17 protein-coding genes are annotated in these 16957 nt (G+C 72.4%); 7 read left to right on the top strand and 10 right to left on the bottom strand.

Annotated features, from left to right (window positions below):
* Nucleotide 1: 1 nt before the first annotated feature.
* Complete coding sequence (locus tag ABZ646_RS00090; RefSeq protein WP_360511276.1) at nucleotides 2-349, bottom strand: SsgA family sporulation/cell division regulator; 348 nt, start codon at nucleotides 347-349, stop codon at nucleotides 2-4.
* Between the two features lie 148 nt (nucleotides 350-497).
* On the opposite strand from ABZ646_RS00090, the gene ABZ646_RS00095 reads away from it, so the two are divergent.
* The 6 genes from ABZ646_RS00095 (at nucleotide 498) to ABZ646_RS00120 (ending at nucleotide 5369) form a co-directional block, all read left to right on the top strand.
* Nucleotides 498-1535: an energy-coupling factor ABC transporter permease gene (locus tag ABZ646_RS00095; RefSeq protein WP_360511278.1), complete on the top strand. Its 1038-nt coding sequence runs from the start codon at nucleotides 498-500 to the stop codon at nucleotides 1533-1535.
* Complete coding sequence (cbiQ, locus tag ABZ646_RS00100; protein ID WP_360511280.1) at nucleotides 1535-2296, top strand: cobalt ECF transporter T component CbiQ; 762 nt, start codon at nucleotides 1535-1537, stop codon at nucleotides 2294-2296. The genes ABZ646_RS00095 and cbiQ overlap by 1 nt, the downstream gene beginning before the upstream one ends.
* Nucleotides 2293-3057: an ABC transporter ATP-binding protein gene (locus ABZ646_RS00105; protein WP_360511282.1), complete on the top strand. Its 765-nt coding sequence runs from the start codon at nucleotides 2293-2295 to the stop codon at nucleotides 3055-3057. The genes cbiQ and ABZ646_RS00105 overlap by 4 nt, the downstream gene beginning before the upstream one ends.
* A gap of 53 nt (nucleotides 3058-3110) precedes the next feature.
* Nucleotides 3111-3572: a MarR family transcriptional regulator gene (locus tag ABZ646_RS00110; protein ID WP_360511284.1), complete on the top strand. Its 462-nt coding sequence runs from the start codon at nucleotides 3111-3113 to the stop codon at nucleotides 3570-3572.
* 176 nt (nucleotides 3573-3748) lie between these two features.
* Entirely contained in the window at nucleotides 3749-4153 is a 405-nt protein-coding gene (locus ABZ646_RS00115; protein WP_360511355.1) for an organic hydroperoxide resistance protein, read from the top strand.
* Nucleotides 4154-4208: 55 nt separating this feature from the next.
* Nucleotides 4209-5369, top strand: a complete 1161-nt coding sequence (locus tag ABZ646_RS00120) for a serine hydrolase domain-containing protein (RefSeq protein WP_360511286.1) — start codon at nucleotides 4209-4211, stop codon at nucleotides 5367-5369.
* 35 nt (nucleotides 5370-5404) lie between these two features.
* On the opposite strand, the gene ABZ646_RS00125 is transcribed toward ABZ646_RS00120, so the two are convergent.
* From ABZ646_RS00125 to ABZ646_RS00145, 5 genes are all read right to left on the bottom strand, one after another.
* The gene (locus ABZ646_RS00125) at nucleotides 5405-5680 is read right to left on the bottom strand and encodes a DUF1876 domain-containing protein (protein WP_132891924.1); all 276 of its coding nucleotides are present in this window, start codon (nucleotides 5678-5680) and stop codon (nucleotides 5405-5407) included.
* Between the two features lie 71 nt (nucleotides 5681-5751).
* Nucleotides 5752-6633, bottom strand: coding sequence for an NAD(P)-dependent oxidoreductase (locus ABZ646_RS00130; protein WP_360511288.1), 882 nt, complete (start codon nucleotides 6631-6633; stop codon nucleotides 5752-5754).
* Nucleotides 6634-6772: 139 nt separating this feature from the next.
* The gene (locus ABZ646_RS00135; RefSeq protein WP_360511290.1) at nucleotides 6773-9526 is read right to left on the bottom strand and encodes an alkaline phosphatase family protein; all 2754 of its coding nucleotides are present in this window, start codon (nucleotides 9524-9526) and stop codon (nucleotides 6773-6775) included.
* Between the two features lie 13 nt (nucleotides 9527-9539).
* Nucleotides 9540-10904: an ABC transporter permease gene (locus ABZ646_RS00140; protein WP_360511292.1), complete on the bottom strand. Its 1365-nt coding sequence runs from the start codon at nucleotides 10902-10904 to the stop codon at nucleotides 9540-9542.
* Nucleotides 10901-11842: an ABC transporter ATP-binding protein gene (locus ABZ646_RS00145; RefSeq protein ID WP_360511357.1), complete on the bottom strand. Its 942-nt coding sequence runs from the start codon at nucleotides 11840-11842 to the stop codon at nucleotides 10901-10903. Before ABZ646_RS00145 ends, ABZ646_RS00140 begins: the two co-directional genes overlap by 4 nt.
* 282 nt (nucleotides 11843-12124) lie before the next feature.
* Between ABZ646_RS00145 and ABZ646_RS00150 the strand changes: the two genes are divergently transcribed.
* Entirely contained in the window at nucleotides 12125-12388 is a 264-nt protein-coding gene (locus tag ABZ646_RS00150) for a hypothetical protein (RefSeq protein ID WP_360511294.1), read from the top strand.
* 11 nt (nucleotides 12389-12399) lie between these two features.
* Here ABZ646_RS00150 and ABZ646_RS00155 read toward each other — a convergent pair whose 3' ends face one another.
* The 4 genes from ABZ646_RS00155 to ABZ646_RS00170 all read right to left on the bottom strand — a co-directional run bounded on the left by ABZ646_RS00155 (nucleotide 12400) and on the right by ABZ646_RS00170 (nucleotide 16924).
* On the bottom strand, nucleotides 12400-13245 hold the full coding sequence (locus tag ABZ646_RS00155; RefSeq protein WP_360511296.1) for a DMT family transporter: 846 nt from the start codon (nucleotides 13243-13245) through the stop codon (nucleotides 12400-12402).
* The gene (locus ABZ646_RS00160; RefSeq protein WP_360511298.1) at nucleotides 13242-13763 is read right to left on the bottom strand and encodes a YbaK/EbsC family protein; all 522 of its coding nucleotides are present in this window, start codon (nucleotides 13761-13763) and stop codon (nucleotides 13242-13244) included. The genes ABZ646_RS00155 and ABZ646_RS00160 overlap by 4 nt, the downstream gene beginning before the upstream one ends.
* 112 nt (nucleotides 13764-13875) lie before the next feature.
* On the bottom strand, nucleotides 13876-16200 hold the full coding sequence (locus ABZ646_RS00165) for an MMPL family transporter (RefSeq protein ID WP_360511300.1): 2325 nt from the start codon (nucleotides 16198-16200) through the stop codon (nucleotides 13876-13878).
* A gap of 124 nt (nucleotides 16201-16324) precedes the next feature.
* Complete coding sequence (locus ABZ646_RS00170; RefSeq protein WP_360511302.1) at nucleotides 16325-16924, bottom strand: TetR/AcrR family transcriptional regulator; 600 nt, start codon at nucleotides 16922-16924, stop codon at nucleotides 16325-16327.
* Between the last annotated feature and the right edge of the window lie 33 nt (nucleotides 16925-16957).

Raw genomic sequence — 16957 nt, forward strand, 5'->3', positions numbered from 1 at the left:
CTCAGCCGGCCACGGGGGTGGCCATGTAGGTGCGCCTGAGGAAGCGCAGCAGCGCCTTGGACTCGAACTGCACCACCGAGGTGCCGTGGTCGGAGTGGAACTCCACCACGGCCTGCACCCGCCCGAGCGGCCACACCCGGACGTCACCGCTCTCCGCCGGCGCCCTGAGGCCCTGTTCGAGGAGCGAGCGCGAGAACGTCCACTCGTCCGTGCCGGGCAGGCCGACCCGTACCGACCGCGGGTCCGCGTCGGGGTCGTACCGCAGGACGACGGGTACCGCGGGCGGCTCGTCCCGGGCGTCCTCGTCCGTGACGATGTGGGCGCGCGCGTACTGCTCGACTACAGACATCGGACTGCCCTCTACGCTCCGTGATCTCTGCGAAGACTGTGCATCCGCTTTCTCTCCAATGTCGCACATTTTCCGGAATGCGCTTGCGGAGGGTCACAAGTTTCCAGCTCTTGCAAAAGCTTCGCAACAACACCTTAAAATCGGGACCGTGCATGTACCCGACGGATTCATCGACGCTCCCACCTCGGCGGCCACCGCGGTCCTCGCGGCCGGCGCGCTCGCGGTCGGCCTGCGGGGCGCGCGCCGTGAACTCGACGACCGGACGGCTCCGCTGGCCGGTCTGGTGGCGGCGTTCATCTTCGCCGTACAAATGCTCAACTTCCCCGTCGCGGCCGGAACAAGCGGCCACCTGCTGGGCGGGGCGCTGGCCGCGATCCTGGTCGGCCCGTACACCGGCGTGCTGTGCGTGTCCGTGGTGCTGCTGATGCAGGGCATCCTGTTCGCGGACGGCGGCCTGACCGCGCTCGGCGTCAACATCACCGACATGGCGCTCGTGACCACCGTGGTCGCGTACGCCGTCTTCCGGGGCCTCGTGAAGGTCCTGCCGCGCGGCCGGCGCCCGGTGACCGCGGCCGCCTTCGTCGCCGCCCTGCTCTCCGTGCCCGCCGCGGCCGTCGCCTTCACGCTGCTCTACGCGGTCGGCGGCACCACCGACGTCGCCCTCGGCAAGGTGGCCACGGCCATGATCGGTGTGCACGTCCTCATCGGCCTCGGCGAGGCCGCGATCACCGCGCTCACGGTCGGCGCGGTGATCGCCGTACGCCCGGACCTGGTGCACGGGGCGCGCGGACTGCGGCAGCGGCTGAAGCTCAGGATCGACGGCGAACTGGTGGACGCCCCGGCGCCCGCTCCGGCGCCCGTGGCGGCCCGCACCTCCCGGCGCGCGCTGTGGCTCACGGGCCTGGCGGCCTCCCTGGTGCTCGCCGGGTTCGTCAGCTTCTACGCCTCCGCCGACCCGGACGGGCTGGAGAAGGTCGCCCACGACCACGGCATCGACGCGAGGACCGAGGAGCACGCCGCCGCCGGGTCCCCGCTCGCCGACTACGGCGTCCGGGACGTCTCCGACGCCCGGCTCTCCGGCGGCCTCGCGGGCGTGATCGGCGTCGGCGCGACCGTCGTCGCGGGCAGCGGGGTGTTCTGGGCGGTGCGCAGGCGCCGTACGAGCGCCCCCTCCGAGGCGCGCTGATGGGGGCGGGGCACGCCCACCGGCTCTACCGGCCCGGGCACTCCCCCGTGCACGCGCTGCCGCCGCACACCAAGCTCGCCGCCGTCCTCGGCTTCGTGGTCGTCGTGGTCTCGACCCCGCGCACGGCGATGTGGGCGTTCGCGCTGTACGCCGTACTGCTCGCGGCCGTCGCGCAGCACGCGCGCGTGCCCGCCTCCTTCGTGCTGCGCCGGCTGCTGATCGAGGTGCCGTTCGTCGCCTTCGCGGTGCTGTTGCCGTTCGTGGCGGAGGGCGACCGGGTCGACGTCCTCGGCCTCCCGCTCAGCGTGCCCGGCCTGTGGGGCGCCTGGAACGTCCTCGCCAAGGGAACCCTCGGCGTCGCCGCCTCCGTCCTGCTGGCGGCCACCACGGAGCTGCGGGAACTGCTCCTGGGACTCCAGCGGCTGAGGCTCCCGCCGCTCCTGGTCCAGATCGCCTCCTTCATGATCCGCTACGGCGACGTCGTCACCGACGAGCTGCGCCGGATGCGGATCGCCCGTCGGTCCCGGGGCTTCGAGGCACGGGGCGTGCGCCACTGGGGCGTGCTCGCGAAGTCCGCGGGCGCGCTGTTCATCCGCGCTTACGAACGCGGGGAGCGTGTCCACCTGGCCATGGTGAGCCGTGGCTACGACGGCTCGATGCCGGTCATCGACGAGGTGACCGCATCCGGGGCCCAGTGGACCCGCGCCCTCGCCCTGCCCACGTCCGCCCTCGTCGTCTGCCTGCTGGGACGGGTCCTGTGACCACCACCGCCTCGCTGGAGGTCTCCGGCCTCGCCTTCGCCTACCCCGACGGCCACCAGGCCCTCTTCGGCGTCGACTTCTCGATCGGACGCGGCGAACGGGTCGCGCTGCTCGGCCCGAACGGCGCCGGGAAGACCACCCTCGTGCTGCACCTCAACGGCATCCTCGGCGGGGGCGCCGGCACGGTGACGGTGGCCGGCCTGCCCGTCGGCAGGCAGCACCTGGCGGAGATCCGGCGCCGGGTCGGCATCGTCTTCCAGGACCCGGACGACCAGCTGTTCATGCCGACCGTGCGGGAGGACGTCGCGTTCGGACCCGCGGCGGCCGGGCTGCGGGGCGCGGAGCTCGACGCACGTGTGCGGGCCGCCCTGGACCGCGTCGGCATGGCCGCCTTCGCCGACCGGCCGCCCCACCACCTGTCCTTCGGGCAGCGACGCCGGGTCGCCGTCGCCACCGTCCTCGCCATGGAGCCCGAGATCCTCGTCCTCGACGAGCCCTCCTCCAACCTCGATCCCGCCTCCCGGCGCGAACTCGCGGAGATCCTGCGCACCTTGGACGTGACCGTCCTCATGGTCACGCATGACCTGCCCTACGCCCTCGAACTGTGCCCGCGCACCCTGATCCTGAGCGACGGCACGATCGCCGCCGACGGCCCCACCGGTGAACTCCTCTCCGACGAGGCCCTGTTGCGGGCCCACCGGCTGGAACTCCCCTTCGGTTTCGACCCGCGCGCGGCGACGGCGCGGCACCAGAAGATGTGACGCGTTTCCGTGACGGCCGTCCCGCACATGCCCGCGTCCGTGACAATGGGCACGTGACGACAGAAGAGGACGCCAGGGTGCCGCGCCTGGACGACCAGCTGTGCTTCGCGCTGTACGCCGCACAGCGTGCCGTGACCGCCGCATACCGCCCGCTCCTCGACGAACTGGGGCTCACCTACCCGCAGTACCTGGTGCTGCTGGTCCTGTGGGAGCGGGGCGAGACCACGGTGAAGGAGCTGGCCGCCGCGCTCCGCCTCGACTACGGCACGGTCTCACCCCTGCTGAAGCGGTTGGAGGCGGCGGGCCTGGTGCGCAGGGAGCGCTCGGAGCACGACGAGCGCTCGGTGCTCGTCGCGTGCACCGAGCGCGCGGGGGAGCTGCGGGAGCGTGCGGCGCGCATACCGGGCGCGCTGCTCACGACGACGGGGCTGGGCGGGGCGCAGGTGGCGCGGTTGCGCGAGGAGCTGCGGGAGCTCGCGGACCGGGCCGGCCGGTCGGCCTGGCACCAGGTGTAGCCCCACCGCCTGTTACCCACGGTTTCCACCCCCTGCTCGTCACAGCCCTTCCTACCGGTCGGTACCTTGTGCACGATGTGCTTGCGCACTTCTGTGTTGCCCACCACCGTTTCCGCTCTGGGGGAGGTCCCGCCGTGCTCGAAGGCGCCACCGTCGACACCCGTCCGACGAAGATCATGTATGTCGCGGAGGCGACCGCGCACGGCGGTCGGGACGGGTATGTGACCAGCCAGGACGGCCGGATCGACCTCAAGGTCGCGATGCCGCCGGAGCTGGGCGGCGACGGGACCGGCACCAACCCGGAGCAGTTGTTCGCGGCCGGCTACAGCTCCTGCTTCCACAACGCGCTGATCCTCGTCGGCAACCGCTCCGGCTACGACCTCACCGGCTCCACGGTCGCCGCGAAGGTCGGCATCGGCCCCAACAAGCAGCGCGGCTACGGCCTCGCGGTCGCCCTCAGCGTCTCGCTCCCGGTACTGGACGCGGACGTCGCGGCGAAGCTGGTGGACGCCGCCCACGAGGTGTGCCCGTACTCGAACGCGACCCGCGGGAACATCGACGTGACGATCGTGCTTGGTTGAGAGAGGAAACGACAGCGCGACAGCGCGGCGGCGCCGCCCAGCGAGGAGTACGCACGTGGACGTGAACGGCACTGTGGCCGAGGGCTTCGAGCCGGTGAGGGACGCGTTCACCCGGAACTTCGAGCTGCTGGGGGACCGCGGCGCGGCGGTGGCCGTCTACCGGGGCGGCCACCGGGTGGTCGACCTGTGGGCGGGCGCGAAGGACGTCGACGGCACCGCCCCCTGGGAGCGGGGCACCGCGCAGGTCGTGCGCTCGGCCACCAAGGGCGTGGCCGCCGCCGCACTGCTGCTCCTGTGGCAGCGCGGGGAGCTGGACCTGGACGCCCCGGTGGGCGAGTACTGGCCGGAGTTCAAGGCGGCGGGCAAGGAGCGCACGCTGGTACGGCAGGTGCTCGCGCACCGCGCGGGCGTGCCGGTGCTGGACCGGCCCCTGACGCCCGAGGAGGCCGCCGACCCCGAGGTGGGCGCGGCGGCGGTGGCCGCGCAGGCACCGGTGTGGGAACCGGGCACCGACCACGGCTACCACGCGCAGACCTTCAGCTGGCTGACCGGCGAGCTGGTGCGGCGGGTGACCGGGCGCGGCGTCGGCGCGTGGATCGCGGACGAGATCGCCCGGCCGGTCGGCGCCGACCTGTGGCTCGGGCTGCCCGAGGCCGAGCAGGCGCGCGTGGGGCGGGTCGGGCCGGTGGCCGCGCCGGAGGCCGCCGGCGGGCTGCGGACCCGGCCGAAGCGGGCCGTCTCCGAGGCGTACGCCGACCCCGGATCGCTGACCCGCCGGGCGTTCGGCGCGATCAGCCCGCTCCCGGACGAGAACGACCCCGTCTATCACGCGGCCGCCCTCCCCGCCTCCAACGGCATCGCCACCGCCGACGGCCTGGCCCGCTTCTACGCGTCCCTGATCGGCGAGGTCGACGGCGGCCGCCGGCTGTTCACCCGCGAGACCGCGGAACGGGCCCGCGCCGAGCAGTCCGCGGGGCCCGACCGTGTCCTGGTCGTCTCCACCCGCTTCGGACTCGGCTACATGCTGGACGGCAGCGCCTCACCGCTGCTCTCCCCGGCCTCCTTCGGCCACCCGGGCCGCGGCGGCTCGCTGGCCTTCGCGGACCCCGTCTCGGGCATCGCCTTCGGCTACGTCACCAACGGCTTCCGCAAGAGCGTGACGGCGGACCCACGGGCCCAGGCACTGGTACGGGCGGTACGCACGGCGCTGTCGTAGCACCGGCGCGCGGCCCCCGGACCGGCCTCGGACCCTCACACGTTGATCGGGTGCGAGTGGCGGCCCGAGTCGGCGTCTATCTCGCCGTGCGCCTTGGTCAGCAGTTGCATGGCCAGTTCGTTCAGGGCGCGGGCGCCTGCGATCTCCTCGCCGACCCTGGGCTGGTTGTTGTCGGAGTCGTGCCGGCTCGCGTGGCCGTGCGCGCGTACCTCGGTGCCGTCGGGCAGGCGGACCAGGGCCACCGCGCGCGTGTGCGTCTCGTCCTCCAGGAACTCCAGCTCCACATGCCATCCCACAGCGGTCCGCATCATGAGCACCACCTTTCCGGAATCGCTGCTTCCAGGGTGCTCCCGAAGGGCCGGGCCGTCACGTCGGGTGGGGGCTACTCCTTGTCGAAGCTGGCGAAGTACGCGGCGGCCATGTCCTCGTCGGCGTGGCCCTGGGCGGCGGCCCGGGCGAAGCGTTCGGCGGCGGCCTCGGCGACGTCGAGGCGCACGCCGTTGCCCGCACCCGCGGCGACGATCAGCCGGGCGTCCTTCTCGGCGGTGTCCACCGCGAAGGACGGCGGGGTCAGTTGGCCGTCGAGGATCAGCTTGGCCTTGGCCCGCAGATAGCCCATGTCGAGCGGGCCGCCCTCGATGATGTCGAAGAAGTCCTGCGGGTCGACACCGAGGGCCTGCGCCAGCGCCACCACCTCGCCGGTCGCCGCGGTGGCCGCGATCACCCAGCTGTTGGCGACCAGCTTGAGCCGGGTCGCGGCCGCGGAGGACCCGTCGTCGCCGGTCCACAGCGTGCGGGCGCCGACGGCGTCGAAGACCGGCGCGAGCGTCTCCCGGCCCTGCTCGGGCCCGGCGGCCAGGACGGTCAGCTGTCCGGCCTCGGCGGGCTGGCGGGTGCCCAGCACCGGGGCGTCGTAGAAGACCAGGCCGTGCTCGCTCGCGAACGCGGCCAGGTCGGGGATCTGGTCGAGTCCCGCGGTGGTCGACTGGACCCACGGCAGGCCGGGCCGCAGCGCCGGGGCGGCCTCGCGCAGCGCCGCCAGGGCGGTGGCACCGTCGTACAGCATGGTCAGCACGACGTCGACGCCCTCGACGGCCTCGGCCGGGGTGCCGGTCACCCGGGCGCCGTCGGCCGCGAGCGGCTCGGCCTTGGCGCGGGTGCGGTTCCACGCGCGGACGGGGTGCCCGGCCTTCAGGAGGTTGCGGGCCATCGCGGCGCCCATGATGCCGGTGCCCAGCACGGCGACGGTCGGCTTGTCGGTCATGACGTCTCCCTGTCCTCGTACGTTCCGCAGGCCAGCTTGGCGCACGGCGGTCGGCTGCGCGCGACGCCTACCCGCTTCGGGCCGGAAGACACAGGGGACCCCGGCGCCGGCCGGGGTCCCCTGGGGTGCGCGGGCGGGATCAGCCGTCGTTCTCCGAGGAGGGCAGGTAGGCGCCCGGGACCTCGTCCGGTGTGTAGATCTTCTTGTCACCCGGGTACGGCTTGGTCCAGTTGTGGGTCTGGTACCAGGTGTAGCGGTTCATCTGGGTGGGGTTGGCGTAGTCCGGCACCGCGTTCTTGCCGGTCAGCCGCTGGTGCGAGGCCCAGCTCTGCCACTGCGCCGCGAGCTGCTTCTCGGCCGCCGGCACCGCCACCGACGTCGGCGCGGCGGCCGCCCTGGTGTCCTGGGCCGCCGGGGTGTCCGAGCCACAGGTCGGCTGCGGGTTCACGCCGAGGGTGAGCGAGGTCCGGTTGGGGACCGCCGTGAACGGGGTGTCGTCCGCCTTGCCGGTGAACGCCCCGTACATCGGGGTGGCCGCGCTGTCGAGCTGGTTCATCGGCTGGATCCCGAGGATCTGCTCGATGGTGCGGATCATGGTGATCTGCGAGTAGTAGTGATCGTCGACCGCGCCGTGCTGGGCGTACGGGCTGATGACCTGGACCGGGGCACGGTGGCCGTCGACGTGGTCGAGACCGGCCTGGGAGTCGTCCTCGACGACGAAGATCGCCGAGTCCTTCCAGTACTTGCTGTGGGTGATCTCGTCGACCGTCCGGCCGACCGCGAGGTCGTTGTCGGCGACCTCGGCGGCGGCGTTGGCCGGGCCGCCGGTGTGGTCGTTGGAGAACCAGAACATGTTCAGGTTCGCCGGGCCGTTCTTCTCGAAGTCCTGCTTCCAGATCTGCTCTTTGTAGATGTCGGGGACGCTCAGGTCGAACAGCGGGAAGCCCTGCACCGACACGTCGTTGAGCGAGGGGATCGCCGAGCCCGTCTTGATGGGATAGGCGGTCGAGGCCCCGGTCGCGGCCATGTTCTTGCTGTCGCAGTACAGGTTCTGCCAGGTCGCCCCGGCCGGCTTGGTCTCGTCCGACTGGAACTCGCCGAAGTCCTTCACGGACTTGCCGGCCGCCTGCGCACCGGTCCAGATGAAGCCGCTCTTCTGGTGGCCGAGGACGTCGTTCTCGGTGTCGTAGCTGCGCGTGTACTCGCCGGCCGACGACTCGGTGTACTCCGGGTTGTCCGACTGCATCAGCCAGTTGTGGCCCTCGGCGGAGTTGGTGCCGATGTCGTAGAAGTTGTCGTACAGACCGAACTGCTGGGCCAGCGCGTGCTGGTTGGGCGTGACGTTCGCGCCGAACTGGGTGAGCGAGGAGTCGCCGTTGCCCTGCGGGAGGTCGCCGAAGACCTGGTCGTAGGTGCGGTTCTCCTTGACGAGCAGGAAGACGTGCTTGATCGTCGAGGGGTCGCCGATCCGCTTGGGGACCGGGACGGCCTTGGCGTGGCCGTAGCCCTTGGCGGTCCGCACCGAGCCGGCGGTCCAGCCGTTCTGCCTGAAGACCTTGGCCGTCTCGGACCTGACGACCTGGTCGCTCGGCAGCGTGAACCGGGTGAGGCTCGACGTGGTGTCGTGCGTGTTGTGGCCGGCGGCGTCCGGGCGCAGCGCGTCGACGCCGCGGGTGTTGGCGACGACGATCTTCTTCCCGTCGGCGAAGACCCCCGACGGGTAGTAGTCCGTCGGGAGCAGGCCGACGTAACGGGCCGGCATCTGCGGGGACGTGTACCGGTAGACGGCGACGGCGTTGGCGCGGCCGAGCGTGACCAGCAGGCGTCCGTCCTCGGTGAGCGTGACCGCGTTGGGCTCGTAGCCGACCGACGCCTCCGGCCACGGCTGGGTGGCGATGGTCTGGACGACCCGGTCCCTGCGGCTGTCGATGACCGACACGCTGTTGTCGGCGGTGTTGGTGACGAACACCGCGCCCCGGCTCGCGTACACCGCGGTCGGGTGCAGGCCCACGGCGATGCTGCCGACGGCGGCGGACGGGTCCGCGGTGTCGATGACGCTGACCGTGCCGGTGGTGCTGGCCCCGGTCTTCGGGTCCGCCACGACGTCGGTGCCGTACGAGTTGATGGTGGTGTCGCCGGCCTCGGCCGGGCGCCCGCCCTCGTTGCTGACGTAGAGCTTGCCGCCGATCAGCGCGATGCCGCGCGGGGCGTTGCCGACCGCCCAGGTCTGCTTGACCGTGCCGGTCGCCGCGTCTATCGCGACCACCTTGTTCTGGCCGTTGACCGCGGAGTACACGGTGGAGCCGTCGGCCGAGAAGACGGCCGCGCCCACCAGCGCCTGCTTGGAGCCGTCGGCCGCGATGGTGACGGCCGTCGGATCGGCGAGGGTGCCGTCGGCGTTGACGGTGAACTTCGTGTAGCCGTTCGCCTGCCCCAGCCACAGCTGTTTGCCGTCGGGCGAGTAGGTCGGGCCCTCCTGGCCCACCGCGCCGCTGCTGATCCGCAGGTCGTCCGCCGTGCTGGTGCCGATCTTCTGCTTGACCTGACCGGTGCTCAGGTCCATGACGACCAGGGAGGCGTCGCCGTCGGCGATCGAGGCGGCGAGGTGGGTGCCGTCGGGGCTGACCGTCGACGACATGATCTTGCCGTCGTTGATGACGGTGCGGGTGCCGTAGGGGTTGATGTACTGGTCGGCGGAGACGACCTGACCGTTGGCGGTTTTCTGGCCCACCTGCTGGGTGCCGAACTGGTACGTCGAGGCGACCGCGGTGCCCGTGACGCCGAGGGCGACGGCGATACCCGCCGTCACCATCAGGGCCCGGCGGCCGACGCGGCGGCCGAAAAGGTTGACCTGTCTCTTCTCACTGATCCGGCGCTGGCGGATTACCTGCACGGAACTGTTCCCTTCAGTGGATGTCGAGCAGATCGACGTTGCCGTCGAACTGCCACAGCGGATTCGGGGCGTCGCCGGTGGAGGTCCGCACGAGGAAGTAACCGTTGACCTCCTTGGGACCGTCACCGTCGGCCACGAACCGCCCGTCCGAGGTGATGTCGAGCTGGTAGATCGCCGTCCCCGTCACCGGGACGCCGGGGAGGTGCCAGCTCACGACGCAACGCCAGTCGTTCCCCGCGCCCTCCTGGGCGGCCTGGCCGTCGCTCTTGGTGCACGCCGCCGTGGCCCCCAACTGCTTCTCGGTGACGGCGGGTCGATGGAGTTCCTGCGTCTGCAGGCGGTAGAGGTGCCCGAAGGCCGTGGCGAGGGACTTCTGCACCTTGTCCTGCCGGATGCCGGAGCCCGTCGAGGGGGTGGCCGCGGCGACCGCCCCGACGGTGACGGCGGTCAGCGCCGCCAGCGGCAGCACACCGAGGGTGAGCGCGCGGCGTCCGGAACCGTCGTCGGCGGGGTTGGTGAAGTCCCGCCGTACGAACAGCACATGGGCCAGGATCGTGGCGAGCGCCGCCCACGCCAGGCTCACCGCGACGCCGGTCAGCAGCGGTGCGAGCTGGGTGGGGCTGGTGAACAGCCCGTTCCAGGAGACGAAGGCGTAGCCGGGCAGGGCGAGGCGCACGGCGACGGGCAGCGGCAGCATCTGGGCGACCGACATCGCGAGCGCGACGACCGGGGGCAGCAGCAGCCCCATGGGGGAACGGCCCAGCGCCACCGAGCCGAGCAGTCCGATCGCGGCGAGGGCCAGGGTCGGAGCGAGGGCGGCGGCCCAGGCCAGCAGGACCCTGACGGCCGTGTCCCCCGGGGTGAGCAGATGACCGTCGAGGCCGACCAGCGGCTGGTCGCCGACCGCCAGCAGTCCGCCGACCGCGCTGGAGCAGGCCAGTCCGGCCACCAGGAGCACGATGACGGTGAGGCTGGCCAGTGACTTCGCCACGAAGATCCGGGTGGGCGAGCGGACCGCGACCAGCAGGTGGCGCCAGGTGCCGAGCCGGTCCTCGGAGGCGAACACGTCACCGGCGACCACCGAGGTCAGCAGGGGCAGCGCCCAGGTGCCCGCGAAGCCGAGGATCACCAGCGGTCCGGCCCAGCCGGTCGCGTGCATCCAGCGTCCGAACAGCGTGTCGGAGGGGAGCGTGCTCTGCTTGCCGACCCCCGCGACGAACAGCCCCGGAACGGTCCAGCAGGCGAGGACCAGCAGCCGGATCCGCCACTGCGAGACGAGTTTGACCAGTTCGAAGCGGTAGCCGCGGGACACCGGGACCCGGCGCGCGGCGGCCGGGGGCGGCCCGGTGACGGTCGTGGGGGCGGTGGTCGCGGTCATCGGCCGGCCTCCTGCTGCTCGGTGAGGGCGAGGAAGGCGGCCTCCAGCGGCGAGACGACCGGGGCGAGTTCACGGACCGCGACGTCCGCGCGCACGACCTCGGCCACGAGCCGGTCGAGGGCGGGCACCAGGGCGCGGACCACGAGCACGTCGGGGTCCTGCCGTACGCCGCTGTCGTCGACGATCCGGATCCCGGCCGTGTCACCGGCGATCCGGCGCGCGGTGAGGGGGTCGGAGGTGCGCAGCCGGTAGTCGAGTTCACGGTTCTCGGCGGCCAGTTTGCCGAGCGGCCCGGAGAACACGACACGTCCGGTGGCGAGAATGGTGACCTCGGAGCACAGGGCCTCCAGGTCGTCCATCCGGTGGCTGGAGAGGACCACGGCGGTGCCGTCGGCGGCGAGCCGGTTGAGGACGCCGTGCACGTGTCTCTTGCCGGCCGGGTCCAGGCCGTTGGACGGCTCGTCGAGGACGAGCAGCCGGGGTCCGGTGAGCAGGGCCGCGGCGAGTCCGAGCCGTTGGCGCATACCGAGCGAGAAGCCGCGGGTCTTGTCGTCGGCGACATCGGTGAGCCCGGCCTCGGCGAGTACCTCGTCGATGAGCGCCGTCCCGGTGTCCAGACCGCGGAGCGCGGCGAGGGCGGCGAGGTTCTGCCGGGCGGTGAGCGAGGGGTAGAGACCGGGTGCGTCCACGAAGCCGGCGACGCCGTCGGGGGCGGTGAGGGCCCGTTCGACCGGCGTGCCGAGGATCTCGAGGCGGCCGCCGTCGGCGACGGCCAGGCCCAGCAGCAGGCCCAGCAGAGTCGTCTTTCCGGCGCCGTTGGGACCGACCAGGCCGTGGATCTGACCTTGCGTCACGTCCAGGTCGACGCCGTCGAGCGCGACGACGTCACCGAAGCACTTGGTGATCCCGCGGGCCCGGACTGCGTGGAGTGTGTCCATGAGTCCCATGCGTCCCTTCTTCCGCAATCCGCAGGGACCTTACGGAGAGCACACAACCCGGGCACAGGCGGGCGTCTGAACGTTCGACGAACGGTTCGTCAAGGCAACGGCAAGTCCACCGGACGGGCGGTCGACGCAAGGGGCGTACCGGCCGAGTTCGGTGCGGGCCGGACTCCGCGGGGCCGCCGCACGCACGGCCGCCGGCGGCCCCGACCCGGTGCGGACGTGACGGACACGAGCGGCGAGAATCCCCCCACCCCGACCGAAAGCGAAGGTGCCTTCGTGAACAGACCGGCCCCACGCCGCGCCACGGCCCTCTACGCGGTCTCCGCGACCTGCGGCGCCCTGGGCGCTCTGCTGTGGGTGCGGGGGCAGACCGCACCGCCGCGCATCTACGGGGCCTACCTGGCAGCAGACAGCTACCCGCGGTCCGCCTGGCGGGTGTGGTCACCTGCGGTACCCGAGGCCCGCCTCGGCCTGTACCTCGTCGGCGCCGCACTCCTGCTGGCCCTGGCAGCGCGCCTGCTGTCGTCCCGGCGCGACTGAGGGGCCACCGGTCAACCGGCGTGCAGCATCAGCCCGATGCCCACGACCAGGAGACCGGCCGCCGCGATCCTGGGCGCCCCGAACCGCTCCTTGAAGAAGAGGGCGCCGATGGCGGCTCCGACGATGACCGACGACTCGCGCAGTGCGGCGATCGGGGCGAGTTCGGCGCGGGTCTGGGCCCACAGGACCAGGCCGTAGGCACAGACGGACAGGAGGGCGCCGAACAGTCCCAGGGCCGCGAACGGGCGTGCCGCGGTGAGCAGTTCGCCGTGCCTGCGGGCGAGGGCGTACGCGGGGATCACCAGCCCCTGGAGGGCCATCAGCCAGGCGATGTAGCCGACGGGGGACCCCGAGGCCCGTACGCCGAGGCCGTCGATGACCGTGTACGCGGCGATCGTCAGGCCGGTGGCGAGGGCCGCGCCGATCGCCGCCCAGTCGGGCCGGCGGCCGCGCAGCCCCCACAGCGCGACCCCGGTGAGCCCGGCACAGGACACGGCGATCCCGGCGGCCGCCGGAGCGTCCGGCACCTCGTGCGCGAAGACGGCGGCGAACAGCGTGACCAGCAGCGGCGCAGTGCCGCGTGCGAGGGGATACGCCTGCCCGAAGTCGCCGAGCCGGAAGGAGAGCATCAGCAGCGCGAAGTACGCGACATGGACGACCGCGGAGGTCAGGAGGTACGGCCAGGCGCCGGCCGCCGGTGTCGCCGAGAACGGCATCAGCAGCAGCCCGATCAGGACGCCCCCGGCGGCGATCAGCGACGAGCCGACCAGCTTGTCGCTGATCCGGTGGGCGATCGCGTTCCAACTGGCGTGCGTGACGGCCGCGGTCAGCACGGCCGCGGTGACCAGTGGGGTCACGCGGTGGGCTCGCGCACGTCCACGACGGTGGCGCCCGCGTGTGCCACCAGGGCGGCGGGCGCGATCGGGAAGACCGTGTGGGGGTCGCCCGCGGCGGCCCACACCACGTCGTGCCGCAGCAGCGCCCGGTCGGCGAGCACGCGTGTGCGGGTGCGGTGCCCGAACGGCGGTACGCCGCCGATGGCGTACCCGGTCGTCTCGCGTACGGTGTCGGCCCCGGCCCTCGTCACCTTCTCCGCGCCGAGCTCCTCGCGGACGAGTTCCACGTCGACCCGGGAGGCGCCGTCCATCAGCACCAGCACCGGGACGCCGTCGGCCGCGAAGATCAGCGACTTGCAGATCTCGCTCAGCTCGCACCCGAGCGCCGCGGCGGCCTCCGCCGCGGTACGGGTCGCGTCCGGGAACCGGCGGACCCGCTCGGTCAGCTCCCCGAGCCCCAGTTCCGCCAGGGCGGCGGCGAACCGAGGGTGGGCTCCGGGGCCCCGGGCATCGGCGTCGGTGGCGGCTGTCGTCGTCATACGGGGCACGCTAACGAAGAGGGCACGCGGGCTGCGAGCCGTTAACGCCGGAAGCCGGTGAGGGCTTCCCGTCCCCACGGGCCCTCACCGGCGGTCGGTCACGCGCCCCGCGTCAGACGCGTACCAGCTCCCGGTCCTCCTCGTCCTGTCCGCTGTCGCCGCCCGCGTTCCCGCCGGCGGTGGTGCGCAGGCCCTCGCCCTCGACGTCCACGTTGGGCAGCGCGCGGTCCAGCCACCTCGGCAGCCACCAGGCGCGCCTGCCGAGCAGCGCGAGCACCGCCGGGACGATCGCCATGCGGACGACGAAGGCGTCGAAGAAGACGGCGATGGCGAGGCCGAAGCCGATCATCTTGATCATGGACTCACTGGAGGTGATGAACCCGCCGAAGACGGACATCATGATGACCGCCGCGGCACCCACCACGCGCGCGCTGTGCCGGAAGCCGGTCACCACGGCCTGGCCGGGGGTCTCGCCGTGGACGTACGCCTCCCGCATCCGGGTCACGAGGAACACCTCGTAGTCCATGGCGAGTCCGAAGACCACGCCCACCATGAAGATCGGCATCATCGACATGATCGGGCCGGTCTGCTCGACGCCGAGCAGACCGCCGAGCCAGCCCCACTGGAAGACCGCGACGACGGCGCCGAGCGCGGCGAGCACGCTGAGCAGGAAGCCGAGGGCTGCCTTCAGCGGGACCAGGACGGACCGGAAGACCGCGATCAGCAGGAGGAAGGCGAGACCGACCACCAGCGCGAGGTACGGGACCAGCGCGTCGTTGAGCTTCTGCGAGAAGTCGATGTTCATCGCGGTGGTGCCGGTGACCAGGACCCGTGCGTCGGTGTCCGCCCGGACCTCGGTGCCCTCGCCGCGGATGGCGTGCACCAGGTCCTCGGTCCGGGTGGAGGACGGCTTGGACGACGGGACCACGGTGATCATCGCGGTGTCGCCGGCCTTGTTGAACATCGCCGGGCTGACGGAGGCGACGTCCTTGAGGTCCTTGATGCCGTTCGTGACCGTGGTGGCCGCGGCCTTCGGGTCGGCGCTGGCCTTGGCGTCGACCACGATCATCAGCGGGCCGTTGAAGCCGGGGCCGAAGCCCTCCGAGAGGAGGTCGTAGGCGCGGCGCTGGGTGGTGGAGGTGGGCTGCGAACCGTCGTCGGGCAGGCCCAGCTCCAGCTGGGAGACCGGCAGGGCGACCGCGCCGAGGCCGACGACGCCGAGCAGCAGCACGGCGGCCGGGCGGCGGACGACGAAGCTCGCCCAGCGCTCCCCCAGACCGGGCTTGGCGGGGACGCCGGAGACCGCGGCGGGGGTGGCGCCCGCGGAGGCGGAGGTACGGGCGGTGGCCGAGCCGCCCGCAGCGGCCGAGGGGCGCCTGCCGCGCTTCTCGCCGTCGGCGCCGCGGCGCCTGCCGCGCTTCTCGCCGGCCGGCTTGACCCGCTTGCCCGCGTAGCCGAGCAGCGCCGGGATCATGGTCAGTGCGATCAGGACGGCGACCACGACCGTGCCGGCCGCCGCGAGACCCATCTTGGTCAGCATCGGGACGCCGACGACGGACAGGCCGGCCAGCGCGATCACGACCGTGAGGCCCGCGAAGACGACCGCCGAACCGGCGGTGCCGGCCGCGCGGCCGACCGCTTCCTCGCGGCTGCGGCCCTCGGCCAGTTCGCCGCGGTAGCGGGAGACGATGAACAGCGCGTAGTCGATGCCGACCGCGAGGCCGATCATCAGCGCCAGCGTGGACGTGGTGTCGCCGAGGTCGAGCGTCTTGGCGAGCGTGGTGATGGTGGAGACGCCGATGCCGACGCCGACGATCGCCGTCAGCAGCGGCAGCCCGGCCGCGACCAGCGAGCCCAGGGTGACGACCAGGACGACGGCGGCGATCGCGAGGCCGACGACCTCGCCGGCCGCCCCCGGTTCGGCCCCGGCCTGCAGGGCGTCACCGCCGATCTCGACGGTCAGCCCGGCCTTCTGCGCGTCGTGGCCGGCCGCCTGCAGCGCCTCGCGGGAGGAGTCCTTGAGTTCCATGCCGGAGACGCCGTAGCGCACCGAGGCGTAGGCGGTCGTGCCGTCCTCGCTGACGGCCCTGGTCTTGAACGGGTCGGCGACGGAGGTGACCTCGGAGCCGTCGGCCAGCTTCCGCACGGTCTTCTCGACGGTCGCCTTGTTGAGCGTGTCGGAGATCTTCTCGCCCGCCGGGGCCTTGAAGACGACCCGCGCGGTGGCGCCGTCGGAGCTCGATCCGGGGAAGCGCTGGTCCAGCAGGTCGAAGGCCTTCTGCGCCTCCGTGCCGGGGATCGAGAAGGACGTGGAGCCCGCGGCGGGGGCACTGGCCGCGCCGACCCCCGCGAGGGTCAGCAGCGCCACCCACAGGAGGGTGACGAAGTGCCGTCGCCGAAAGGCGAGCCGGCCCAGTTTGTAGAGGAACGTGGCCACGAGGGCGTACTCCTGGTCAGGTCGTGGGGTGTGCAGGGCAGGGGTGATCAACCCGGTGGGTGGCAGGGGTGATCGGCCCGACGACGTGAGCGGAGGCGTCAGGTGGGCAGGCTGCGGGGAAGGGTCAGTGGGTGCAGACGCCGAGGGCGGGGAGCACCACGGCGTCGATGTACTGCAGCAGGAAGTCCTGGGTGGGAGGCTGCTCGTCGATCAGCGAACGGGCGGCGAACCCGCCGATCATCATGTGCATCACGAAGTCGATGGCCGGGTTGTCCGCACGGACCTCGCCCCGGTCGATCGCCCGCTGCAGCACGCGGCGGAACTCGATCATCTCGGGCTCGATCAGGTGCTCCTTGAACGCCGCCAGGAGCTCCGGGCTGCCGTGGACCGCCATGGCGAGCCCTCGCATGAGCGCGGAACTCTGCTCCATCTGGCAGTCGTCCGAGCGCAGGGTGAGGGCGTGCAGGTCGCCCTTGAGCGAGCCGGTGTCGATGTTCCCGAAGCCGCCCGGCTTGTTGTGCCGGACCGCCTTGGCCACCAGCTCGGCCTTGCCGCCCCACTGGCGGTAGAGGGTGGCCTTGCTGGACTTGGTGCGGGCGGCGACGGCGTCCATGGTGAGGGCGTCGTAGCCGACCTCCCGGAGCAGGTCGAGCACGGCCTCGTACAGCTCGGCCTCGCGCTCGGGCGTGATCCGACTGCGACGCGCCGTTGCGACCTCAGTCATGCCACTCACCCTCCGTTGCTCCATCGGTGTCTT

Source organism: Streptomyces sp. NPDC007162, from assembly GCF_040634175.1.
GTDB lineage: Bacteria > Actinomycetota > Actinomycetes > Streptomycetales > Streptomycetaceae > Streptomyces.